Consider the following 25585-nt stretch of genomic DNA (forward strand, 5'->3'; position numbering starts at 1 on the left):
GACCGGTTCCGTCCTCGGCGGCCGTATCGTATACCCGGTGGGGGTAGTATGCGGATCATGGTGAAGGCCCAGGGAACGCGGACGGGACGGCTGTTGCTGTTCCTCGCGCTGCTGTTCGGGGTCGCCACCATGCACACCCTGGGCCACCCGTCGTCGGGTCACGCCACGGGCGGAACGGCCGTCCACGCCCCGTTGCACGCGGATCCCGCACCGGCGGGGGACGGCACGGATGTACGCGGCGCCGCGCGCGAGCACGTGCCGCCGCCCGCGGCCTCCGGCTCCAGCCGGCACGTACCGCCCGCCGCCTCCGGGGCCGTCCTGCAGAACAGCGGGCCCTCCCCCGGGGTGATGGACCCGACGATGGTCTGTCTCGCCGTGCTCGGCGCGTTCGGGGTCGCGCTGCTGCTCCTCGCGGGCGCCTGGCTGCGCCGCCGCGCGGCCTCGGCGGCGCCCGCCCGCACCGGTACGGCCGCCGGAGCCCGGGCCTCCCCGCGGCCCCCGCCGCCTCGTATACGTCTCGCACAGCTTTCGGTCCTGCGGATCTAGGAACACGCAGGCCGCCCGTGGAGGGCGGCACGCGTGACGGATCCGTGCGGCCCCCTCCCGGGGCCGTATCCCCAGACCGACAGCACGAGGTGCATTCCCATGAAGAAGTTCATCCAGCGCCGTACGCTCCTGGGCGCTTCCCTGGCCGTCGCCGGTACGGCGGCCCTCACGGCCTGCTCCGGCTCGGACGGCGGCAAGGGCGGCGGACACGCCGGTCACAACGGCGGCGGGGGCGGCAGCGCGGGCGCGGGCGGCGGCGGCAACAAGGGATTCGTGGCCCCCGACGGCCCGGAGGTGAAGGCCGCGGAGGCGAAGCGCGGCAGGGGCCCCGAGCGGAAGGTGCGGTTCACCGCCACGCCCGGAACGGTCGACCTCGGCGGGGTCACCGCGAAGACCTGGCTGTACGGGGACCGGCTGCCCGGCCAGGAGGTACGGGTCACCGCCGGGGACACCCTGGCGCTGACCCTCGTCAACAACCTTCCCGACACGACGTCCCTCCACTGGCACGGGCTGGCCCTGCGCAACGACATGGACGGTGTGCCCGGTCTGACGCAGGCTCCTGTGAAGGCGGGCGGCACGTTCGACTACCGGTTCGCGGTCGCGCACCCCGGCACGTACTGGTTCCACCCGCACTCGGGCGTCCAGCAGGACCGCGGCCTGTACGCGCCGCTGATCGTCGAGGACCCGAAGGAGCCGCTGAAGTACGACAAGGAGTGGGTGATCGTTCTCGACGACTGGGTCGACGGGATCGACGGCTCCACCCCCGACGCCGTCCTCACCGAACTCAGCAAGGGCATGATGAGCGGCGGCGGCCACGAGGGCCACGGCGCGGCCGGAACCACCGCCATGGGCGGCCGGGGCAGGTACTCGGGGGCCCGGCGGCCGGCCGCCGCGAAGACCCCCGGCCCGGGCGGTGCGGGCCCTTCGCGGATGATGATGGGCGCCAAGAGCGACCTGCTCGGCGGGGACGCGGGCGATGTGGCGTACCCGCACTATCTGATCAACGGACGGACACCGAAGGCCCCGGCGTCCTTCAGCGCGAAGCCCGGCGACCGGATCCGGCTGCGGATCATCAACGCGGGCGGCGATACGGCCTTCCGGGTCGCCCTCGGCGGCCACGAGCTGACCGTGACCCACACCGACGGCTTCCCCGTCGCGCCCGCGAAGACGGACGCCCTGCTGCTGGGCATGGGCGAGCGGTACGACGCCGTCGTCACCGCGGGCGACGGGGTCTTCCCGCTGGTGGCGGTCGCGGAGGGCAAGAACACGACGGCGCTGGCCCTGCTCCGTACGGGCGGCGGGGCCGCTCCCGCGGCGACCGTACGCCCCGCGGAGCTGACCCGGCGGGTGCTGACCGCGGACAAGCTGCGCGCCGACGCCTCGGTCGCGCTGCCCGCCCGCAAGCCGGACCGCGAGATCGACATCGAGCTGACCGGCGGGATGGCGAAGTACGACTGGGCGTTCGACGGCAAGCCGTACACCCCGGACCCGCGCCACGAGGTCCGGGCCGGTGAGCGGGTCCGGCTGGTGTTCCGCAATCCGACGGGCATGTGGCACCCGCTCCATCTGCACGGCCACACCTTCGCCGTCGGCGGTACGGCACAGGGCGCACGCAAGGACACCGCCGTCATCCTGCCCAACGGCACGCTGACCGCCGACTTCGACGCCGACAACCCGGGGCTGTGGATGATCCACTGCCACAACGTCTACCACGCGGAGGCGGGGATGATGACGGTCCTGGGCTACCGGAAGTAACAGGGGCGGACAAGGCCCGGCGCCTGCCGCACCCCGGGCCCTGTCCGCCGTGGACGGGGCCCGGCGCCGGACCGCGGACGGGCCCGGCCCGGGGTGCGGTGCGGCCCCGGGCCGGGCACCGTCCACGGTGGACGCGCGACCGCGCGTGGGGCGTCCCACACCCCGCCACCGGGACATCGCGTCAGAAAGACGATTACACTGGGGCCGTGCCTCAACTACGTCTCGCCCTGAATCAGATCGACGCGACGGTCGGCGACCTCGGCGGCAACGCCGAAGCGGTCGTCCGGCGCACCCGGCAGGCGGCCGAGCAGGGTGCGCATCTCGTGGCCTTCCCCGAGATGATGCTCACCGGCTACCCCGTGGAGGACCTCGCGCTGCGGTCGTCGTTCGTGGACGCCTCCCGCGCGTCCCTCACGGCCCTCGCCGCCCGGCTGGCGGACGAGGGCCTGGGCGGGGTGCCGGTGATCGTCGGCTATCTCGACCGCTCCGACACCGCGCAGCCGAAGTACGGCCAGCCCGCGGGCGCGCCCCGCAACGCGGCGGCCGTCCTCCACGGCGGCGAAGTGGTCCTCGGTTTCGCCAAGCACCATCTGCCGAACTACGGCGTCTTCGACGAGTTCCGGTACTTCGTGCCCGGCGACACCATGCCGGTGGTCCGGGTCCGGGGCGTGGACGTGGCGCTGGCGATCTGCGAGGACCTGTGGCAGGACGGCGGCCGGGTGCCCGCGACCCGCTCCGCCGGAGCCGGGCTGCTGATCTCCGTGAACGCATCGCCGTACGAGCGCGACAAGGACGACACCCGGCTCGACCTGGTGCGCAAGCGCGCCCAGGAGGCGGGCTGCACCGTCGCGTACTGCGCGACGACCGGCGGCCAGGACGAGCTGGTCTTCGACGGCGACTCCATCGTCGTGGACGCGGCGGGCGAGGTGATCGCCCGGGCCCCGCAGTTCGAGGAGACCCTGCTCCTCGTCGACCTCGACCTCCCGGCCGCGGCCCCGGTGCCGCCGTCCGGTGTCGTCGACGACGGCCTGCGGATCGACCACGCGGTGGTCTCCGAGGAGCCGGTGGCTGCCTACCGGCCCGAGTTCACCGGCGGGTACGCGGAGCGGCTCGACGACGACGCCGAGGTGTACGCGGCCCTGGTCACCGGACTCCGCGCCTATACCGTGAAGAACGGTTTCCGCTCGGTCCTGGTGGGCCTCTCCGGCGGTATCGACTCGGCGCTGGTGGCCGCGATCGCCTGCGACGCGCTGGGCGCCGGGAACGTGTACGGCATCTCCATGCCGTCGAAGTACTCCTCGCAGCACTCCCGGGACGACGCCGCCGAGCTGGCGCGCCGTACCGGACTCCACTTCCGTACCGTCTCCATCGAGCCGATGTTCGACGCCTACATGGGCGCCCTCGGGCTCACCGGGCTGGCCGAGGAGAACCTCCAGTCGCGGCTGCGCGGCACCCTGCTGATGGCGGTCTCCAACGAGGAGGGCCATATCGTCCTGGCCCCGGGCAACAAGTCCGAGCTGGCGGTGGGCTACTCCACGCTGTACGGCGACTCGGTGGGCGCGTACGGGCCGATCAAGGACGTCTACAAGTCGACGGTGTTCCGGCTGGCGCGGTGGCGCAACCGGGTCGCGGCGGAGCGCGGCGAGACCCCGCCGATCCCGGAGGCGTCGATCACCAAGCCGCCGAGCGCCGAGCTGCGCCCGGACCAGGTGGACACCGATTCGCTGCCGGACTACGACGTGCTGGACGCGATCCTGGAGCTGTACGTGGACCGGGACCGCGGCCGGGCGGCGATCGTCGCCGCCGGGTACGACGAGGAGCTGGTCGCGCGGGTGCTGCGGCTGGTGGACACCGCGGAGTACAAGCGGCGGCAGTACCCGCCGGGCACCAAGATCTCGGCGAAGGGCTTCGGCAAGGACCGCAGGCTGCCGATCACCAACCGCTGGCGCGAGCACGCCTCCTGACCCGGGACGCCCTCCGACCCGGGACGCCTTCCGATCCAAAGAAGCGACCCAACCTGTACGCCCCCGATCGCCCCGGCGACCGGGGGCGTACGGTGTACCCGGCGTACCCGGCACAGGGGCGCTCAGCCGCCGGTCACCCGCCCGCGCAGCCGCTCATGGCGCTGCCGGGCCGCCTGGGTGCTGCCGAGGCCCAGACCGAAGGCGATCTCCTGCCAGGTCAGCCCGCGGCCGTGGGCGATGGACAGCAGGGACTCCTCCAGCACGTCCAGATCGCCGCGCGCCCGCGCAACGAGGGTGAGGGCGGCGACCAGATCGCTCCGGTCGACCCCGTCCTCCTCCTCCGCCAGCAGACCCGGATTGGCGGCCAGCGCGACCGTGAGGCCCACCGCCTCGTGCGGCGTGATCATCGGCTGGTTCAGATGACGGCGCCGGAGCGGCTCCGACGCGGCATGGCGCCGGTCGATCCGGGCCAGGGCGGCGAACTCACGTCCGGCCCGCGCCGCGCCGGGCTCGGCCGGGGTGAAGACATCGGGGGGCGTACCGGAGGGCGTACCGGACTCGGGAGCGGTCTCGTTCATACGACCCGACGGTACGCGGCACTCCCCCAACGGTCAACGAAATATTGCCAATGAACCGTGACCAACATGACGTTGTGAACACTCTGTTTACTTCCGGGGGCGGTGAAAGGGCGCCCCGCAACCGTCGGGGCGCCCTCGGGACCGGCCGGATCAGTCCAGCTCGATGCTCGCCGCTATCGGCAGATGGTCACTGGCCGTCCGCGGCAGCGTCCACGACGCCACCGGCTCCAGCCCCTTCACCAGGATCTGGTCGATCCGCGCCATCGGGAACGACGCGGGCCAGCTGAAACCGAAACCGTGCCCCGCGGCGCCCTGCGTGGACCGCATCTGCGAGGTCACAGCCCGCAGCGCCCGGTCGTTCATCGTGCCGTTGAGATCGCCCAGCAGGACCACCTTGCCGACGTCCTCCAGCGCGATCGCCTCCCCCAGCGCGTCCGCGCTCTTGTCGCGCTCGTTGGCCGTGAACCCGGCGTGCATCTTGACCCGTACGGACGGCATATGGGCCACGTAGACCGCGATGTCCCCCCGGGGAGTGGCCACCGTGGAGCGCAGCGCCCGGGTCCAGCCCATCCGGATGTCGACCGGAGCGGACTTCTTCAGCGGATACTTGCTCCACAGCCCGACCGTGCCCTGGACCGTGTGGTACTTGTACGCACTCCGCAACCCCGTCCGGTAGGCCGCCACCTGACTCTGCGCCAGCTCCTGGAGCGCCAGGACGTCCGCGCCGGACTCCGCCAGATCGCGCGCCGTACCCTCCGGATCCGGGTTCTGGGCGTTGACGTTGTGCGAAGCGACCGTGATGTCCCCGCCGCTGCCCGACTTGTCGGTGAGCAGCCCCCCGAAGAGGTTCAGCCAGACCACCACCGGCAGCAGCAGCGCCAGCAGCGCCGTCGCCGAACGCCGCCACAGCGCGGCCAGCAGCAGCGGCACCGCCAGAGCCGGCAGCCACGGAAGGAACGTCTCCGACAGGGACCCCAGATTGCCTATCCGGTTGGGCACACGGGCATGCAGAGCCGTGAACAGCGCGACACCGACCGCCAGGACCGCGATGACGATCCCGCGCCGCCACAGGCCGCCGTCCCGCCACGGGCGGAACGGTCCGACGGTCCGCAGGCGCCGGAACCGGCCGCCCGGGCGGGGCGCGGGTTCCCCGAGGTCCCCCGGACCACCGCTCCCCGTCTCCGCCTTGTACGCCTGAACCATCCGCGTCGTCCTCACTGCCTTGCGTCGTCACGCACCGAGCTTCGGTCCTGACACTAGGCGATGACGTTACTGCGTCCACCGCCCCGGGGCGGCCGTACCCCCATGAGGACGCCCCCCGCGGCCCCGGCGGTTCCCACAAATCCCCCCAGGTCGGGACGGACCGGCAAACCAGGGGCCCGGGCGCGCCGCCGTGCCTCCGGAGTGCCTCGCAGACCCCGCCCCTTTCACGGCGCGGCACGAAGTGCCACCATGGTGGTGATCCGGGGACGCCGTCAGGGCGCCACGAGATGACATAAGGAGCCGTAGGTCATGACGCTTCAGGCTGCCCAGAAGCCTGCCGCCGACAGCAAAACGCTGTACGGCGGCAAGGGAACCCGCCGCATCACCGTCCACGACATCGCCGCCGCCAAGGAGCGCGGCGAGAAGTGGCCCATGCTCACCGCCTACGACGCAATGACCGCGTCCGTCTTCGACGAGGCCGGGATCCCGGTGATCCTCGTCGGCGACTCCATGGGAAACACCCACCTCGGCTACGACACGACCGTACCCGTCACGATGGACGAGATGACGCTGCTCTCCGCCGCCGTCGTCCGGGGCACCTCGCGCGCCCTCGTCGTCGGCGACCTGCCCTTCGGCTCGTACCAGGAAGGCCCCGTCCAGGCACTGCGGCACGCCACCCGCCTCGTCAAGGAGGCCGGAGTCGGCGCGGTCAAGCTCGAAGGCGGCGAGCGCTCCCTCCCGCAGACCGAGCTGATCGTGCAGGCGGGCATCCCCGTCATGTCCCACCTCGGCCTCACCCCGCAGTCCGTGAACACCATGGGGTACCGGGTGCAGGGACGCGACGACGAAGCCGCCCACCGGCTGCTGCGGGACGCCAAGGCCGCCCAGGAAGCGGGCGCGTTCGCCGTCGTCCTCGAACTCGTCCCCGCCGAACTCGCCGCCGAAGTCACCCGCTCCCTCCACATCCCGACCATCGGCATCGGCGCGGGCGCCGGCACCGACGCGCAGGTCCTCGTCTGGACCGATATGGCCGGACTGACCGGGGGGAAGGTACCGCGGTTCACCAAGCAGTACGCCGACCTGCGGCGGACACTGGGGGACGCGGCGAAGGCATTCGCGGACGACGTCATCGGCGGAACGTTCCCTCAGGAAGAGCACACCTTCCACTGATTTTCGGGGCTCGGTTCGCCTCCGGGGGGCTTGGGGGTTCACCCACGCCCCCGGGGCGTAGGGGGAAGATTTCTTCAGTCGATCGTGCTCGGCCGCTCGTTCCTCGCGGCCTGCGCGCGTTCTCCTTCCAGAAATCCGCGCCCCCCTTCGGCTCACTCGCGGAGCCATGGGCTCGGCCATCAGGTGATCGCAGAACCTGAGGCCGGGCGCCTACGGGGCCGGGCGAACCGACACCCGGTCGTCGGGACTGTCGGTCGGCTGTCGGTCGGTTGTCGGTGGCGTCCGGCACTGTATGGGCCATGACGCTCATCGACACCATCCCGGACCGCACCGGGAGCACTGCCGTCGAGGTGCGGGGGCTGGTCAAGCACTACGGCGCGACCAAGGCCCTCGACGGCGTGGACCTCGACGTCCGCGAAGGAACGGTCCTCGGGGTCCTCGGTCCCAACGGGGCGGGCAAGACCACTCTCGTACGGTGTCTGTCCACCCTCGTCACCCCCGACGCGGGCACCGCCACCGTCGCCGGGTACGACGTCGTGCGCCAGCCCCGCGGACTCCGCCGGGTCATCGGGCTCACCGGACAGTACGCCTCCGTGGACGAGAAGCTGCCCGGCCGGGAGAACCTCTACATGATCGGGCGGCTGCTCGACCTCTCCCGCCGGGACGCCCGGACCCGCGCGGACGAGCTGCTGGAGCGGTTCTCGCTGACCGACGCCGCCAAACGGACCGCCGGGACGTACTCCGGCGGAATGCGCCGCCGCCTCGACCTGGCCGCGTCCCTCGTCGGACGGCCCAGCGTGCTCTATCTCGACGAACCCACCACCGGACTCGACCCGCGGACCCGCAACGAGGTCTGGGCCGAGGTCCGGAGCATGGTCGGCGAGGGCACCACCGTCCTCCTCACCACGCAGTACATGGAGGAGGCCGAGCAGCTCGCGCACGAGCTGACCGTGATCGACCGGGGCCGCGTCATCGAAAGCGGCCGGGTCGACCAGCTCAAGGCCAGGGTCGGCGGCCGGACGCTCCTGATCCGACCCGTGGACCCGGCGGACCTGCCCACGATGGCGCGGGTACTCGCCGAGACCGGGCTCGACGGCGTCAGCGGTTCCGCGGTCACCGACGACGGGGAGGCACTGTCCGTGCCGATCCTGGCGGACGTCCAGCTCACCGCCGTCATCGGAGTCCTGGGCTCGCACGGCTTCGGCATAGCCGACATCGGCACCCGGCTGCCCAGCCTCGACGAGGTGTTCCTGGCCATCACCGGGGCGCCCGCACACCCGGCATCGGAGGAAGCCGGCCCGGCCGGCCGGAAGGGCAGGACGGCATGAGCAGCGGTACGCGTACGACAACGGGACCCATCACCGACAAGGAACCGGCGGCTCCCGCGAAGTACCCCGCGCCCGCCGGAACCGCACCCGCCGGGGCCGCCGGGCAGCGGCACGAACCCCGGATCGGACTCCGCTCCCATCTGCGCCACATCGGTGCACTGGCCCGGCGCAACACCCTCCAGATCAAACACGATCCGGAGTCGATGTTCGACGTCCTGCTGATGCCCGTGATCTTCACGCTGCTGTTCGTGTACGTCTTCGGCGGCGCGATCTCCGGCAAGGGCAACCAGGACGACTACGTCAACTACGTCATCCCCGGCCTGATGGCCATGATGGGCATGAACATCGCCATGGCCGTCGGCACCGGAGTCAACGACGACTTCAAGAAGGGGGTGATGGACCGCTTCCGCTCGATGCCCATCGCCCGCGCCTCGGTACTGATCGCCAAGATCGTCGTCGAGGTCGGCCGGATGACGGTCGCGATGGTGATCCTGCTGGGCATGGGCTTCCTGCTCGGCCTGGACGTCAGGACGTCCTTCCTGGAAGTGCTGGCCGCGATGGGCCTGTCCATCGTCTTCGGCGCGTCCCTGATGTGGGTCTTCATCCTGCTGGGCATCGCGATGCCCAACCCGCAGGCGGTACAGGGCGTCGCGATGCTGGTCCTGATGCCGCTGCAGTTCGGCTCCTCCATCTTCGCCCCGCCGTCGACGATGCCGGGCTGGCTGGAGACCTTCACCGAGTACAACCCGCTGTCGAACCTCGCGGACGCGGCCCGGGCCCTGGTCAACGGCGGCCCGCTCGCCGAGCCCGTCTGGGTCACGCTCGCCTGGACCCTGGCCATCACCGTCGTCACGGCACCGCTCGCGGTGGCCCGGTTCCGCAAGAGCTGACCCGGTGCCGTCCGGTCGGCGGTACGGCCGTACCGCCGACCGGACGGCATCACACCAGGGCGGTGGCCTCTTCGACCGAGAGGCCGCCGCCCTCTTCGTACGCCGCCGTGAACTCCGCGTCTCCGAGGGCCGCCCGCAGCTCTGCCCCGATCAGCTCCCGGGCCTCGCGCTCCCAGGCCGGAAGGCAGGCACCGGGCAGCCGCCGTGCGTCCGCGACGGCGAGCAGGCGCGCCGCGTCACCGGCACGGCCCGGATCCACGGCGGCCAGAGTGCCCGCCACCGTCACCAGATGGGTCGCCAGGAACTGCGGGGCGATCATGGTGCTGAGGGGTTCGGCAGACATCCGCATCGCGTCCACGGCCGCTTCGTACGCCTCCCGGTGCCGCCCGTCCTGATGGTCCAGCCAGGCGAGATAGCCCTTCACCATGCCGTGGAAGACCAGCAGCCGGCTGGCGCCGAACAACTCCATCAGTCCGGACAGCAGCTCCCGCGCCTCGTCGCGCCGCCCGGTGCGGCCCAGCCACATGCCGAGGAGGATCCGGGACACGGCGGTCGCCTCGTGGACCCGCTCCCCCTGGGCGGTCACCACGTCCCGGACGATCGCCTCGCCGCGCTCGGCCGATGCGCCGCCCAGTTCCAGCAGCGCACCGCCGAGCCGGGCCCGCAGCACGGCCACCTGGCTGGGGGCGCCGATGCGTTCGACATAGACCATGGCCTCCTCGTAGTCCGCCACCGCCAGGGCGAAGTCACCGCGCCGCTCCCGGGCCTCCGCACGGGCCGCGAGGGCCTCCGCGGCGCCCCAGGAGTCCCCGAGCCGGGTGAAGATCTGCCGGGCTTCGTCGGCGGACACGAACGCCTCCTCGGACCAGGGCGAACGGTCGGACAGCACATTGGAGCGGAACTGGACGGCGGCCGCCAGCTCCCACTCGTACCCGTACTCCCGGCACGACCGGACCAGCGTGTCGAGCATGTCCGGCAGCCGCGTCCCGTCGTCGGTCAGCAGAACCGCGAAGAACCACATGTTCCCCGGGAAACGGCACACCTGCGGCAGGTCCGACCGGTAGACCCGGGTGATCTGCCGCAGCCTCGCCAGGTTCTCCGGCGTGGTCCACAGATCGAAGTCGCGGTTGAGGGTCACCATGCGCAGCAGTTCGTTGCCGCGGCGTGCCTCCGCGAGCAGTTCGGGCCCCATGGGCGGCGGGGCGTCCGTGAACCGTTCGAAGAGCGGTTCCGCAGGGCCGGTCTCCGGGGCGAAGGGGTCGGGCCCCAGTTCCCGGGCGGCGGCGCACCAGTGGTGGCTCTCGGTCCGCAGGTCCTTCAACTGCCAGTACCAGCCCAGGTACATCACCAGGCAGAGCGTCTCCTGCTCGTCGCGGGCGGCGACGGCCCGGCGGAGCGCGGTGCGCAGGTTCTCGTACTCCAGGTCGAACAGCCGGAGGCCCGCGAGCTGTTCGGAACAGCGGAGCAGCGGGTCGGTGGCCCGGGCCAGCTCCCGGTAGTGGACGAGGTGGCGGCGCTCGGCGGCATCCCGTTCCCCGGCGGCGTCGAGGCGGTCGGCGGCGTACTCGGCCACGGTTTCGAGGAGGCGGTAGCGCATGGCGGAGCCGTCGCCGGGCGCGGCGACCACCAGCGACTTGTCGACCAGGCTGCCGAGGGCGGTGAGGGCGTCCGTACCGCCGCCGTCCCGAGCCCGGGGGTCGGCGCAGACGGCTTCGACGGCCGCCAGATCGCAGCCTCCGGCGAAGACGGAGAGGCGGCGCAGGACGGTGCGTTCGTGGTGGTCGAGGAGGTCCCAGGACCAGTCGACGACGGCGCGGAGGGTTTGCTGGCGGGGCAGGACGGTGCGGCTGCCGCCGGTGAGGAGGCGGAAGCGGTCGTCGAGGCGGTCGGCTATCTGGCGGGTGGTGAGCATGCGCAGGCGGGCGGCGGCGAGTTCGATGGCGAGGGGGAGGCCGTCGAGGCGGCGGCAGATCTCGGCGGCGGCCCGCGGGTCGTCGGTGACGGTGAATCCGGGGCGGGCGGCGGCACCGCGCTCCCCCAGCAGCCGCAGCGCGGCATCCCGGTGCAGCGGACCCACCGGCCGCACCAGCTCACCGGGCACGCCCAGCGGTTCACGGCTCGTCGCCAGAACCGTCACCCCCGGACAGCTCTCCAGCACCCGCGCCACCAGCCCCGCCGCCGCACCCACCACATGCTCGCAGTTGTCCACGATCAGCAGCATCCGCCGGTACCGGCAGTGCTCCACGAGCCGTGCCAGGGGGTCGGCGGCGAGGGCTTCGGCCCGCAGTTCCTCGGAGCCCGCGCCGCGCAGCACGGTCTGCCGGGCGCCGAGGCCGAGGAGCACGGTCTCGGGGACGCTCTCGGGGTCGTCGACCGGGGCGAGTTCGGCCAGCCAGACACCGTCCGGGTAGGCGTCCGCCTCGCGTTCGCCGGCCTCCTGCGAGAGGCGGGTCTTGCCCGCGCCGCCGGTACCGGTCAGGGTGACGAGCCGGGCGCTCCGCAGATCGTGGCGGAGCGCCCCGAGGTCGTCCTCCCGTCCGACGAACGACGTCAGCCGGGCACGCAGATTGCCACGCGCGGCGGAGGGTGCCGCCGGGGCGGGGGGCGTCGCCGGTACAGCGGGGGCCGGGGTTCCGGCGGGGGCGAGCAGCTCCGCGTACAGGGTGCGCAGCTCGGGTCCCGGGTCGGTGCCGAGGCGGCCGGCGAGCCGGGACCGTACCTCCTCGTAGGCGGCGAGGGCCTCGGCGGGCCGTCCGGTGGCTCGCAGTGCGCGGATCCGCAGCGCGTGCAGCGGCTCGTCGAGGGGGTCGGCGGCGCAGGCCGCGGCCAGCTCGGGCAGGCATTCCGCGGCCCGGCCGAGCGCCACGAGCGCGGCCAGCCGGTCCTTGACCGCGGCCCGGCGGCGGGCCTCGGCGCGGGCGGCCTCGGCCCGGCCGTCGTCGGGGAGGTCGGCGAGCGCCGGGCCGCGCCAGAGGGCGAGCGCCTCGTCGAGGATGCCCAGGGCCTTCACCGGGTCGTCCTCGGCGAGGGCGCGGGCCCCTTCGCCCGCGAGGCGGGTGAAGCGGTGGAGGTCGATGTCGTCCGGGTCGGCGGCGAGCCGGTAGCCACCGGCGTCGGAGGAGACCGCGGCGGCTCCGACGGCCCGCCGCAGCCGCCCGATCAGGGCTTGCAGAGCGCCCGTGGCATCGGCGGGCGGCTCTCCGGCCCAGACCTCGTCCACCAGGGTCCCCGCGGGCACGGGCCGCCCGGGGCTGAGTGCCAGCGCGCCGAGGAGCGCGCGCAGTCGGGCGCCGCCGAGGGGCACGGGGGTGCCGTCGTCGCGATGGACCTGGGTGGTGCCGAGTACGGAGTAGCGCACCCGGCCATTCTCCCCGCCCGGCGGGGGCTGCGGGCACCGAAGGCGGTACGGCGGGCGGGTGGCCGGAACGGGAGGCTCCCGGCGGCTGGAACGCGAGAGTGCAGGCGGGCGCCGGAACGGGAAGGTCCGGGCGGGCCGGAACCAGGGGCGTGGCCCGGTTCGTTCTCCGGGCACCGGCACCGACGGGTACGGTCGGTGACCACGCCGTCACGCCACCGGAGCCGCGCCATGAGCCCAGCAGCCGCCTCTTCCCGGTCCTCCCGCCGGGTCAGCCCCGTCTTCCTCGGCATCGTCGCGGTCGGCGCGGTCGCCGGCTGGGCGGTGTGGACGGACTGGTCCGGGACCGCCGGTTTCGCGGTCTTCGTCTTCGTGACCGCCGCCTGGGTGGTCTCCCTCTGTCTGCACGAGTACGCGCACGCCCGCACGGCCCTGTACGGCGGTGATCCGACCGTCGTCGACAAGGGGTATCTGACGCTCAACCCCCTCACCTACACGCACGCGCTGACCAGCATCGTCCTTCCGGTCCTCTTCGTGGTCCTCGGCGGTATCGGGCTGCCCGGCGGTGCGGTGTTCATCGAGCGCGGCCGGATCCCCGGGCGCTGGCGGCACAGCCTGATCTCCGCGGCGGGTCCGCTGACGAATGCGGCGTTCGCCGTGGTGTGTACGGCCCCGTTCTGGCTGCACGGTCTGGAAGGCGTCCCGCCGCTGTTCCGCCATGCTCTGGGCTTCCTGGCGCTGCTGCAGGTCACGGCCGCGATCCTGAACTTCCTGCCGGTGCCGGGGCTCGACGGGTACGGGGTGGTCGAGCCGTGGCTGTCCCCCGCGATGCGCCGCCGCCTCGCCCCGGTCGGCGCGTACGGCCTGCTGATCGTGTTCGCCCTGCTGTTCTTCGTACCGGAGGTGAACCGCGCCTTCTTCGACCTGGTGGACTGGGTGCTGCGGGGGCTGGGGGTGCCGGATCTGGAGACGGCCTGCGGCTACGACCTCTACCGCTTCTGGCAGCAGCCGCCGTCGGTGTGCACGGCCTGACCCCGGCACTGTGCCCGGGAATGGACCCGTCCCCCGCGCCGGGTCGCGGCGCGGGGGACGGGGGGTCTTCGGCAGGAGATCCCGGTGGGGTTACCCGAGTCTCTTCTTGTTGCGCCAGTCGGTGGTGAGGACGACGGTGGGTGCGGCGTGGACCGTTGCCCCGCCCGGGTAGAAGCGGACGACGCCGTTCTCGGCCGCGCCCGTGATGGCCCAGATCTCCGGTATGCCGTCCTTGTTGACATCGGGCGTACCGGTCATCAGCGGGATGACGGCCGTCGTCCAGTTGGTGCCGTACTGGGCGTCGATGCCGTTCTTGGAGTTGACGGCGCTGGCGAGGGAGTTGAGGTCGGTGCCCGCTCCGCCGGTGGCGGGCTTGCCGTGACGGAGCAGCAGGCGGTTGGTGTTGAAGTCGCGCCAGATCATATCGGCGGCGCCGTCCTTGTCGTGGTCCCCGAGGGAGACCAGGTCGCGGTTGGTCCAGGCGGTGGCCGAGAGCTGGATCGCGGTGTCGAAGGCGGCGCCGGTGTAGCCGGTGAAGACCCACAGCGCGTCTCCGGCGGTGGCGAACACCTCGGGCAGCTTGTCGTTGGTGATGTCACCGACCGCCAGGATCTGCGTCAGCGCGGAGGGCGCGGGCGCGTTCGACGGCATATGCACCTCTACGCGCTTGGACACGTCGACGCTGCCGTAGCCGTCACCGCGGTAGACGTAGAGCTTGCCGTCGGGCATCCGGGCGACCAGGTCCTGGATACCGTCGCCGCCGACGAAGTCGCCGTTGTGGGTGATCAGCGCCGGATTGTTCCCGTTCTCGTCGACCCAGTGGTAGCCGTAGTCCGGCTTGCCGTCCTCGTCCTCGTCCAGCTCGATGGCCCTGCCATTGTCGTGCGCCGCCAGCAGGGACGCGTGCAGATCACCGTTGGCCTCGGCGGGGTAGAGACGGAGGTCGCCGGTTGCGTCGACGACATAGAGGTCCGGGGTACCGTCACCGGTCACGTCGCCGGGGGCATCGGCCTTGTCCCGCGGGCTGACGTAGTGGAGGTAGCGGGTCGACGTCAGCGACATATTGCCCGCCGCGTCGGCCGCCTTCACATAGAGGATGTTCGGCCCGGCGTTCGGCGGGCTCAGCGTGATCCCGGCAGCCCCCTGGGCCACGGTCGCGCTGCGCTCGGCGACGAAGGACTCGCGGTTGAAGGACCAGTAGAACTTGTCGGTCCCGGTGCCGCCGGTGGCGGCGGGCTTGATGGTGAACTTGCCCGGGGTGCCGAACTTCACCGTGCTCCAGACGTTGCCGTTGCCGTCGTCCTCGGCGAAGTCGGTGGAGCTGACGTCCGGGGAGGCGGGTGCGGTGTCGTCGTAGACGAATCCACAGTTGATGACACCGGGCGGGGCCCAGGTGGAGGAGATTCCGGCGGCGTCCACGGCCTTGACGATCCAGTGGTACGTCTTGCCGTTGACGAACTTCGCCTTGTCGACCGCGACGTCCGCCTTGCCCGCGCTGGTGGTCGTACGGACGCTGTCGACGACCTTCGGGGTGGTGGCGTCGGTCCGCCAGGCCTGGAAGTGCAGGGACTTCAGGTCACCGTCGGGGTCGGAGCTGCCGGCGGCGAAGGTCAGGTTGCCCTTGCCGTAGGTCGGGTACGGGCTGCTGGTGTCACAGGCCCGCCCGTTCACGGTCAGCCCGGTGGGCTCCTTCGGCGGACGCGTGTACACCATCGTGAGCTGCGGCGCGGAGGCGCCCTCGGCGACGAACTTCTTCCACGACACCGCGTTGCCGGAGGTCTTGGATTCGCTCTTGGACTTCATCCGGATGGTGATCTTGGTGTGCCCGGAGTTCCCGGCGACGCTCTGCGCGATGGACTTGGCGTCGTACGTCACGTACGCGTCGGGGCAGGCCGAGCTCCAGCCGTGCGCGAAGTCCTTCGTTCCGATATGCGTACCCGCGTCGGGCTGATTGGCCCAGGTGGTGGCGGAGGAGATGTCCCCGGTCTGGTGAACGTCCATCTCCGACGCGGTGCAGGACCAGGAGTAGGTCTGCCGGAAGCGGAAGGAGGCGCTGGAGATCGTGGCGCCCTTGATGCTGGTGGGCCAGGTGAGACGGTAGTAGGAGCGGGAGAGTCCGCCGGTGGTGGACTCGTAGCCCACCCGGCCCTCCGTCGTCCCGGAGTTGAAGTTGGCGCCGTCCCAGAAGCTGCTGGTCGGGTACCGCTCGTAGGCGGTGGTCCAGGCGGCGGTCTTGCCGTAGAGCGGCGGGTCGATGAAGACCGGGTAGACCGTGTCCTTCCCGGTCAGCAGGGACTGGTCCGGAGCCACGGACAGTACGGCGTCACCGGTTCCGCCACCGGTCAGGGAGGCGTCGGCGGGGGCGCGCTTGGTGCCGATCTGCGGCCCGAGGAGACCGGTGAGGGCAAAGGTGCCCCCGGCCTTGGCCTCCACATCCGTGGCGGGCTCGCCCTGGGTGACGGCCGGCTTGCCGCTCGAATCCCACATGAACGGCGAGGGCGAACCGCCGACCTCCACACCACGCGGGTCCTTGACCGTCAGCACGTCGTTGCTGTCGTTCAGGGAGAACTTCAGATCGCGGGAGGAGAGCTGGTACGAGATCTTCTTCAGCGCCGGGTTGGCTGCGGCCTTCGCGTTGTGGACGACCAGGACATGGGTGAAGCCGGTGTCCCGGGCGGTCAACAGCAGGTCCACACCGTCGAACACGTTCTTGTAGAGCGCGCTCGCGCCGCTGACCTTCGGCTCCGGCAGCTCACCCGGCCACCCCACCGTCAGCTCCCGGCCCTCCGCCATGAAGGTCGCGAGGTCGGTGTACTGGCCGTCCGGGGACGTCGCCAGCGGCACCCGCGCATAGCCGCGGCTGCTCCGCTCGCCCTTCTTCTTCAGCTTCTTGCCGCTGTGGAAGGTGACCGGGTTGACCGTCGCCTTCGGACGCCAGCCGTCATCGGTCTTCTTCAGCGTCGTGTCGATCGGCAGCCACTCGCCGTCGACCTTCGCCCGGACTGCTGCTGCTCCCGTGGTCAGCCGGAACTTCCCGTCCGGCAGCGCATGCGTGGTCGACGTGGCATCCCGCAGGGCGACGACCTCGACCGGCTTCCCGGTCCGCATCGCCTTCTCCCGCGCCGCCTTCTCGTCCAGCGGCACACCACCCGAACGAGCCTTCTCCGCCTGCGCGGGTTTCCGCTCGGGCGGGGACCCCGAATCCTCGTCCCCGTCGGGCATCAGCAACGTGACGCCGAGCGCCGCGGCCAGTACGGCCGCCACCCCCGCCGTGGTGCGCCGGGGCAGTCCCCGGATGAGACGTGGACGTTCCACGGTGCTGGAATCCCCTCCCCTGAACGGCAGCCGGCCCACCTGGACATAGCCGTCCGGGCGGCGAGATGCCGTGCTGTCTCCGAAAGTTCGCTCCACCCGGTCATGGGCAGCACAAGGCCCTGACCTGGGGAGAGCGCCAGTCAGCATGACGGACGGGGACTCACCGTGCAGCACTCGTGACTATTACGCGGTAATACCCTCACAGAATTTTCAAGCCCCTTCGGGAACCCTGAGGGGCAGTCGGCAGTCCTTTAAGGGGATGGCGGCCGCTCCGCTCGGTACGGATGAATCCACCCCAAGCGGGACTATCACCGGACTATTGCTGGTGTTCTATGCCGGTGCACCCGAAGCGCCGATAGCGGGCAACTTTGATGCCCCATGAAATAACTCGCCCGATTTTTCTCCCCTCTCCCATCACGCCCATCACCACACCTCATTCTCGGTGACTGTTGTCACACCCTCGGTGAACTGTGTGATTGACGGGCCGTCTGCTGCTGGCTGAGGATGCGGCGGATACAGACATGTCAGGGACGGGTCATGCCCTTTGTGCTGCCCGAAAACTGAATCCGGACCTTTGGGGAGGGCTGCGGCCGCCGTGGGGAAATCGCTGTCGTGGAGTGGCCGGGGGAGACTCCCGGACACCAGAGCTGAGAGGAACCGCCGCCTACGCCTGCGCGCAGGCGTCATCGCGGTGGTTTCCATGGCCCTGACTGTGGGGCTGGTGCCGGGCGCGAGTGCGCTGCCGCCGCCGGTGGACCGGGCGGGGGTGGATCTGACCGACATTCCCAAGCCGCCCCCGGTGCCCGGGGTGAACGGCGGGAATCTGGAGCAGTTGACGACTCCCGAGATTCCGACGGAGCCGGAGTTCGAACCGAAGAAGACCGCGGCTCCGGCCGCGGTGCCGCCGGCGGCGCGGACGCTGACCGCGCTGACGCCGGGCCAGACGGTGCAGATCGGCACCACCCCACTGGAGGTCGGCGCCCCGGAGGGTGCAACCCCGGCCGAGGCCGCGGCGCTGGAGGGAAGCTGGCAGGTCGCGCTCGCGGACCCGGCGCAGACCGAGGCCCGGAACATCGAGGGCTTCGCCTTCACCGTGACGCCTCCCGCGTCGGCGACCGGCAACGCCGTCGTCGCGCTGGACTACACCGAGTTCTCGGAGCTGTACGGCGCGAACTGGGCCGACCGGCTCAACATCCTCCAGTTCCCGAGCTGCTTCCTGACCACGCCGGACGTGGAGGCGTGTTCCGAGCCGGTCGAGGTCGACACCCAGAACGTGGTGAAGCCCAAGACCGGTGACACCGCCGGTGACAACGTCATGGACGGCGAGCGGCAGATCGAAGCCACGGTCAGCGTCGCGTCCCTGACCGACCCCGTGACCCCGCCGGTCCCGGCCGCCCGCGCGATGAGCACCAAGGCAGCCGCCGCGCCGATGTCCGCCATGACGGCCGCATCCGCCGGATCCTCCGTACTGGTGGCAACCTCCGCAGGCAGCGGCGCCAAGGGCGACTTCTCCGCAACCCCGATCCCGAGCGCGGGCTCCTGGTCCGCGGGCAACGGCGCCGGAGCGTTCACGTACAGCTACCAGATGCAGGCCCCCTCGGTGCCTGCCGGGCCCTCGCCCGCGCTGGGCTTCGGCTACAACTCCCAGGCCGTGGACGGCGCCACTTCCTCCACCAACAACCAGCCCTCGTGGGTCGGTGACGGCTGGGACTACAACCCGGGCTCCATCACCCGGACCTACAAGTCCTGCCGCGACGACCGCACCGGCGGCAACAACACCAAGAAGACCGCCGACCTGTGCTGGGGCTCCTACAACGCGGTACTGACCCTGGGTGGCTCGACGACCGAGCTGGTCCTGGACGACTCCGACAAGGCCACCCCGCACTCCGACAAGTGGGTCACCGCCAACGGCGACGGCTCCAAGGTCGAGCTGGCGAAGAACCCCGACTTCGCGAACGGCGACGCGGACAACGAGTACTGGAAGGTCACCACGCGTGACGGCACCCAGTACTGGTTCGGCCGCAACAAGCTCCCGGGCTGGACGACGGGCAAGGAGACCACCAACTCCGCCTTCACCGTCCCGGTCTCGGGCAACCAGCCCGGCGAGCCCTGCTACAACGCGACCTACGCGAACTCCTTCTGCCAGCAGGCCTGGCGCTGGAACCTCGACTACGTCGTCGACGTCCACGGCAACGCCATGTCGCTGTGGTGGAAGCAGGAGCAGAACCACTACGCGCAGAACTTCAAGTTCAAGAAGCCCGTCGCCTACGACCGCGGCGGCTACCTGACCCGTATCGACTACGGCCAGCGCGACAACGCGATCTACACCGGCGACCCGATCGCCCGCGTCACCTTCGGCGTGGACGAGCGGTGCTACGCGGAGGGCACTCTCAAGTGCGACGACGCGCATTTCGAGTCGGGTGACTACGCGAAGAACCGGATCTGGTACGACACCCCCGCGGACCTGTACTGCTCGGGTGCCACGGGCAAGGAGTGCTACGTCCCGGTCCCCAGCTTCTGGTCCCGTAAGCGCCTGGCCTCGGTAGACACCTACGCCCAGCGCGTCCAGGGCTCCACGGCCCTGCACAAGGTGGACAACTGGAAGCTGCTGCAGTCGCTGCCGCACGAGAAGACCGACGAGGGCACGGCCCTCTGGCTGAACTCAGTCACCCGCACCGGCTACGGCGTCAACGACAAGGAAGGTGTCCGGCTCAACCCGGTCACCTTCGTCGCCAACACCGAGTCCATGCCGAACCGGGTGAAGCAGGTCATCCAGTCCGGTCCGAACGCGGGCAAGAAGGACAACAACCCGATCTTCGACCGGTTGCGGATCAGCCGGATCGTGAACGAGTACGGCGGCGAGACCGTCGTCACGTACAGGGCTCCCACCGGTGCCTGCCAGAGCGGTGAGAACTTCCCCGCGACGCACGACAACAAGGGCCTCTGCTTCCCGGCGTACTGGCATCCGGACCCGGACAAGGCCGACGAAACCATCAGCTGGTTCAACAAGTTCGTCGTGTCCAAGGTCGAGGAGCTGCCGAACGTCCGTGGCGTCCACCCGACGTCGACGACGTACGAGTACGACGAGACCGACGCGGCCAAGCGCAAGGGCGCGGGCTGGGCACTGAACCAGGCCGAGTTCTCGAAGAAGAAGACCCGTACCTACGACCAGTGGCGTGGTTACGAGATCGTCCGCACGATCTCCGGCGCCGACTCGGCCGACCCCTACACGGGTACCGAGCGGTCGATGACGGAGACGCGGTACTTCCGGGGCATGGACGGGGAGAAGCTCCCCGGCACCGGGAACCCGGTCCGTGATGTCGTGGTCAAGGACAGCCAGGGTTACGACATCGCCCGTGACCTGCTGCCCTACCAGGGCCGGGTCGCGGAGACGATCACGTACACGAAGGTCGGCGGACTGGCCCTGACACGGGATGTGGACTACCCGTGGAACAAGGTGCTGGCCTCCCGGGCCCGCGGTGACGGGATCCCGGACCTCAAGGCCTACCGGGTCATGGAGAGCTACAGCGTCACGTCGACGATGTCGTCGGGTACCCGGACGGACTCCGATCCGACCACCGAGGACGACACCCGCGCCTGGCGGACAGTCCGGACCGAGTCGAAGCACGACAACACCTACGGCCTCCCCTACGAGATCGAATCGCAGGGCGACACCGGGGTGACCGGTGACGAGACGTGTTCGCGGATGGAGTACGTCCACAACACCGCCAAGCACATGATCGGCCTGTCGAAGCAGGCCCTGACCACGGCGGGCCCGTGCCCGGCCGCCGGTACCGAACCGGCCGCTTCCACCTGGATCTCGGGCTCCCGGGTCGCGTACGACAAGCTCGCCTACGGCGCCACCCCCACCGACGGTCTGGCCACCACCACCTGGACGGTGAACAAGGACGGCGGTAGCTGGGACAAGGACTCGGAGGTCACCTACGACTCCCTGGCCCGTCCGGTCAGCGCCACGGACGCGGTGAGCAACACCAGCACCACGGAGTACATCCCGGCCACTGGCCAGGTGTATTCGGTGAAGACGAAGAACGCCAAGCAGCACACCTCCACCAGCGAGGTCGAGCCCGGCCGGGCCACCGCGCTGAAGGAGACCGACCCCAACGGCCGGGTCACCACCTTCGAGTACGACGGCCTCGGCCGTACGGTCGCAGCGTGGGGCCCGACGAACACGGCCGGTGAGCCGGCGGCGAAGTTCACGTACTACGCCAAGCCCGGCGACCCGATCTCCGTCCGCTCCGAACTGCTGAAGGAGGGCGAGGGCTCCCGGTACGTCAGCTCGTACATCTTCTACGACGGCCTGGGCCGCGAACGCCAGAAGCAGGACCCGGCGGTCGGCAAGGGCCGTCTGATCACGGACATCTTCTACGGTCCGAACGGAACGATCAGCCGGACGAACAACGGCTACTACTCCGGCGGCGACCCGCAGCCGGTGATGTACGAGCCGACCGATGCGTCCGACACGAAGATCCCGAACGCCACCCTCTACAAGTACGACGCCCTGGGACGTGTGCTCCAGGAGACGCCGTACGAGGCGGGCGTGGAGAAGCCGGAGAAGGCTTCGCGGTCGCAGTTCGGCTACGACTACTCGGTGGCCGTCGAGCCCACCGGCGCGGCATCGCAGCGTTCGTACAGTGACGCGCTCGGCCGTACGGTCCGCGTGGACACGTTCACGGACCCGGCGCGGACAGCGTTCCGCTCGACGCACTTCAAGTTTGATGCCCGCGGCGACATGGTCGAAGCCAAGGACTCCAAGGGCAACAAGTGGTCCTGGACCTATGACGTCCGAGGCCGGATGACCACCATGGCCGACCCGGACACCGGCACGACAAAGACCGAGTACGACGCCGCCGACCGCCCCGTCCTCTCCACGGACGCCCGGGGGACGAAGGTGTGGTCGAAGTACGACGAGCTGGGCCGACCCGTCGAGCAGCGGCTGAACAACAGCACGGGCGATCTGCTTCAGACCAGCACCTACGACACGATCGCGGGCGCTGTCGGCCTCCCGGCCAGTGCCACCCGCTACACCGACAACCTGCCCTACACCAGTGAGGTCACCGGATACACGGCCGACTACCAGCCGACCGGTAAGAAGCTGACTCTGCCGGACAGCATCGCCACCACCCACGGGCTGCAGAAGACCTACTCGTACACCTTCGGTTACACGAAGGGTGGCCAGCTCCGGGAGACGACGCTTCCGGCGGCAGGTGCGCTGACTGCGGAGAAGATCATCACGCGGTTCAACGCGGACGGTCTTCCCGTGTCGACGTCAGGCAAGGAGTGGTACACGACCGACGCGGAGTACAGCGTCTACGGCCAGGTGGTCCGTACGGTCAGCGGGAACAACCCGAACCGGGTGTGGACCAGCAACATCTACAACGAGAACACGGGTGCCCTGGAGCAGAGCCTGGTCGACCGCCAGTCGACGAGCGACACCTCCACCGTGACCGGGACGCGGGTGAATGCCCGGTCGTACGAGTACGACCCTGCGGGCAACATCACCTCGGTCGCCGACCGGTGGAACGCGGTGACCGACCGGCAGTGCTTCACCTACGACCCCATCGGCCAGCTCACCCAGGCCTGGACCGCACCCAGCACCTGCCAGGCGGCAGGCCAGCAGAGCGCCGCACCCGAGTACCCGGACGGGACGAAGAACGTCACCGCCGCGAACTCCGGCTACTGGCAGTCCTACACCTACGACGAGCTGGGGCAGCGGACCAAGCTGGTCAAGCACGACCCGGCCGGTGACGCCACCAAGAACTCCACCACCACCTACAGCTACGGAAAGACGGACGGCACCCAGCCCCACACCCTCACCGGCACCTCGACGACGTACAAGGACGAGGCCGGAGCCCAGATCACCAAGCCCTCCGTCCGCACCTACGACAAGTCCGGAAACATGGAAACCCGGACCGACGCCGGGGTCGGCCAGACCCTGACCTGGACCTGGGACGGCAAGGCCGAAAAGATCACCGGCTTCGGTGAAGGCTCCGGAGCCTGGACCGGACTCGGCGGAAAGTGCCTCGACCTCGCCGGTGGTCTCACGCTCGCCGGTACTGCGGTCCAGCTCTACACCTGCAACGGCAGCAAGGCCCAGAAGTTCCGCATCGACGCCACCGTCGCGGACCCGACCAAGGGTGCGCTGAAGGTCGCGGGCAAGTGCGTCGTTCCGGGTGCGGACGGCATCGCCGCGGTCATCGCGGACTGCACCGGCACCGCCGCCCAGCAGTGGACCACGGTCGCCACGGGCAAGAAGCTCAAGCACGTCGCCACCGGGAAGTGTCTCACCGCACCGAACGCCACCGTCGGCACGGATCTCCAGCTCACGGCCTGCGACACCACGGCCAGTGAGGGCCAGTCCTGGAAGCCCGCCGACGAGACCCGCTACATCTACGGGCCCGGCGGCGAGCGGCTGATGTCGATCACCTCGGGCGAGACCACGCTCTTCCTGGGTGACACCACCGTCGCCACCAGCGGCGGACTGCACTCCTACACCGAGCGCTACTACGCCCAGCCCGGCGCCCCCGTGGTCATGCGCCACGTCCTGGGCACCGGCAGCAGCGAACTGTCCGTGCAGATCATGGACCACCAGGGCACCGCCCACATCAACGTGGGCCTGTCCGGCGGAAGCCCGGTCAAATTCGCCAAGAAGGACCCCTTCGGCGTCGACCGCAACCAGAGCACCAGCTGGCGCTCTCACAAGGGTTACGTCAGCGGAGACGATGATGCGTCCACCGGCCTGATCCATCTGGGAGCCCGGGAGTACGAACCGGCCACCGGCCGCTTCATCTCCGCGGATCCCATGATCGACCTGGGCGACCCCATCCAGATCAACGCCTACACCTACAGCGAGAACAACCCGGTCACCTTCTCCGACCCGACCGGCCTGATGTCCGCCGCCCAGGGCGGCGGTGCCAGCAGCGGCTACAACGGCCATGAGTACGGCGGCCCTTCGCAGGGCGAGCTGTCCTGGGCGCAGGCGGAGCAGAACCGCTCCATGTCCAGCGTCATCGCCGATGCCGGCTGGTCCCTCCTCAAGGGCCTCATCGGCTACGACGACATGATCGCCTGCTTCTCCCGGGGCGACCTGTGGGCCTGCGGCCGCATGATCATCGACGCCCTGCCGTGGACCAAGGTCTTCAGCGCGGCCAAGAAGGTCTGGAACGCCGTCAGCCGCATCGCCGGAGCCATCTCCGCCTTCAAGAAGGCACAGGAGAAGGCCCGCGCAATCATCGAACTCGCACGCAAGGCACAAGAAGCAGCAAGAAAGGCAGCCGAAGCCAAGAAGAAGGCCGCCGAAAAGGCCGCACAACTCAAAAAGAAGGCCGAACAGGCGAAACTGAGAGCAGCCAAGAAGGCGGCTCAGAAGACCGGAAACGCCGTACAGAAGGCAAAGAAGGTCGCGGCCAAGAAGGCCGAGAAGCCCATCAACAGGGCACGCCAGCAGGCCAAGAAGGAAGACGCACCTGCCAAGAGCAGCAAGAGCAGCAGCCGTAGCGGCAGCTCTCGCGATCAGAGCTCCCGCGGCGAGAGTTCTTCAGGCGGTGGAGCCGACCCCGGCTGCAAGACCAACAACAGTTTTGTGCCGGGCACGCTCGTCCTCATGGCGGACGGCTCGACCAAGCCCATCGAGGAGGTCAAGAACGGCGACAAGGTGATCGCCACCGATCCCGAGACCGGCGAAACGGCGGTTGAGACCGTCACTGCCGAGATCACGGGCACGGGTGCCAAGAAGCTCGTCGAGGTCACCATCGACATCGACGGAAGCAAGGGTGCGACCACCGCGACCGTCACCGCCACCGACGGCCACCCCTTCTGGGTACCGGAGCTGAACGAGTGGATCAACGCCACTGATCTGGAGGCAGGAAACTGGCTGCGCACCGGAGCCGGCACCCTCGTCCAGATCACCGCGGTCGAACGCCGCACCGCCCAGGCCACCGTCCACAACCTGACCGTCAGCGACCTCCACACCTACCATGTGATGGCAGGTGCGGCTCCGGTCCTGGTTCACAACTGTGGTGATATCGACTACGGATCCGTCGGCGCCGACGGTCGCCGGTCCGGAATCGCCGCAATCGTCACTCCCTCGATGGTGGGCACCGGCACCAAGGCAACTCGGAGCATGGGTAATGACCTGCCGGGCTTCGTGAGTGGGGCAAACGGCGACGCCCGCGGACATCTTCTGCCGAGGGCGCTTGGAGGGTCGGGAAACACACGGGCGAACATCGTCAGAACGACTGAAGCCATCGACAACGGCCCGATGAACGAGTTCGAGAAGGAAATCGCCGCATATGTCGACGCCGGCAACACGATCATGTACGCGGCAACACCACAGTACAAACCCGGCAGCAATGTCGCCTTCGCAGTGACAATCGAGGCATTCGACGACACCGGCTGGTACAGGGGCCGGACATTCTTCCAATGATGACCC

General features: G+C 70.1%; 12 protein-coding genes. 8 read left to right on the forward strand and 4 right to left on the reverse strand.

What is annotated here, in order from left to right:
* The first annotated feature begins 57 nt into the window (after nt 1-57).
* From B7R87_RS07715 to B7R87_RS07725, 3 genes are all read left to right on the forward strand, one after another.
* The gene (locus B7R87_RS07715; RefSeq protein ID WP_332903341.1) at nt 58-546 is read left to right on the forward strand and encodes a hypothetical protein; all 489 of its coding nucleotides are present in this window, start codon (nt 58-60) and stop codon (nt 544-546) included.
* Between the two features lie 99 nt (nt 547-645).
* A complete protein-coding gene (locus tag B7R87_RS07720) occupies nt 646-2301 on the forward strand; it encodes a multicopper oxidase family protein (protein ID WP_006349622.1) in 1656 nt (551 codons plus the stop codon).
* Nucleotides 2302-2507: 206 nt separating this feature from the next.
* Nucleotides 2508-4265, forward strand: coding sequence for an NAD+ synthase (locus tag B7R87_RS07725; RefSeq protein WP_006349621.1), 1758 nt, complete (start codon nt 2508-2510; stop codon nt 4263-4265).
* Nucleotides 4266-4387: 122 nt separating this feature from the next.
* Here B7R87_RS07725 and B7R87_RS07730 read toward each other — a convergent pair whose 3' ends face one another.
* Both B7R87_RS07730 and B7R87_RS07735 read right to left on the reverse strand, forming a co-directional pair.
* Nucleotides 4388-4843, reverse strand: a complete 456-nt coding sequence (locus B7R87_RS07730; RefSeq protein ID WP_006349620.1) for a hypothetical protein — start codon at nt 4841-4843, stop codon at nt 4388-4390.
* Nucleotides 4844-4993: 150 nt separating this feature from the next.
* The gene (locus B7R87_RS07735) at nt 4994-6046 is read right to left on the reverse strand and encodes an endonuclease/exonuclease/phosphatase family protein (protein ID WP_006349619.1); all 1053 of its coding nucleotides are present in this window, start codon (nt 6044-6046) and stop codon (nt 4994-4996) included.
* A gap of 309 nt (nt 6047-6355) precedes the next feature.
* On the opposite strand from B7R87_RS07735, the gene panB reads away from it, so the two are divergent.
* The 3 genes from panB (at nt 6356) to B7R87_RS07750 (ending at nt 9434) form a co-directional block, all read left to right on the forward strand.
* Nucleotides 6356-7216: a 3-methyl-2-oxobutanoate hydroxymethyltransferase gene (gene panB, locus B7R87_RS07740; RefSeq protein ID WP_006349618.1), complete on the forward strand. Its 861-nt coding sequence runs from the start codon at nt 6356-6358 to the stop codon at nt 7214-7216.
* Between the two features lie 299 nt (nt 7217-7515).
* On the forward strand, nt 7516-8544 hold the full coding sequence (locus B7R87_RS07745; RefSeq protein WP_006349617.1) for a daunorubicin resistance protein DrrA family ABC transporter ATP-binding protein: 1029 nt from the start codon (nt 7516-7518) through the stop codon (nt 8542-8544).
* The gene (locus B7R87_RS07750; protein ID WP_006349616.1) at nt 8541-9434 is read left to right on the forward strand and encodes an ABC transporter permease; all 894 of its coding nucleotides are present in this window, start codon (nt 8541-8543) and stop codon (nt 9432-9434) included. The genes B7R87_RS07745 and B7R87_RS07750 overlap by 4 nt, the downstream gene beginning before the upstream one ends.
* 49 nt (nt 9435-9483) lie before the next feature.
* Here B7R87_RS07750 and B7R87_RS07755 read toward each other — a convergent pair whose 3' ends face one another.
* Nucleotides 9484-12792 carry an AfsR/SARP family transcriptional regulator gene (locus B7R87_RS07755; RefSeq protein ID WP_130584577.1) on the reverse strand — a complete coding sequence of 1103 codons (3309 nt, stop codon included), beginning with the start codon at nt 12790-12792 and terminating at the stop codon, nt 9484-9486.
* A gap of 228 nt (nt 12793-13020) precedes the next feature.
* On the opposite strand from B7R87_RS07755, the gene B7R87_RS07760 reads away from it, so the two are divergent.
* Nucleotides 13021-13821 carry a site-2 protease family protein gene (locus B7R87_RS07760; RefSeq protein WP_006349613.1) on the forward strand — a complete coding sequence of 267 codons (801 nt, stop codon included), beginning with the start codon at nt 13021-13023 and terminating at the stop codon, nt 13819-13821.
* 90 nt (nt 13822-13911) lie between these two features.
* Here B7R87_RS07760 and B7R87_RS34050 read toward each other — a convergent pair whose 3' ends face one another.
* A complete protein-coding gene (locus tag B7R87_RS34050; protein ID WP_063838407.1) occupies nt 13912-17136 on the reverse strand; it encodes a DNRLRE domain-containing protein in 3225 nt (1074 codons plus the stop codon).
* Nucleotides 17137-17836: 700 nt separating this feature from the next.
* On the opposite strand from B7R87_RS34050, the gene B7R87_RS07770 reads away from it, so the two are divergent.
* On the forward strand, nt 17837-25579 hold the full coding sequence (locus B7R87_RS07770; protein ID WP_006349611.1) for a polymorphic toxin-type HINT domain-containing protein: 7743 nt from the start codon (nt 17837-17839) through the stop codon (nt 25577-25579).
* The last annotated feature ends 6 nt before the right edge of the window (nt 25580-25585 follow it).

It is taken from the genome of Streptomyces tsukubensis (genome assembly GCF_003932715.1).
GTDB classification, from domain to species: domain Bacteria; phylum Actinomycetota; class Actinomycetes; order Streptomycetales; family Streptomycetaceae; genus Streptomyces; species Streptomyces tsukubensis.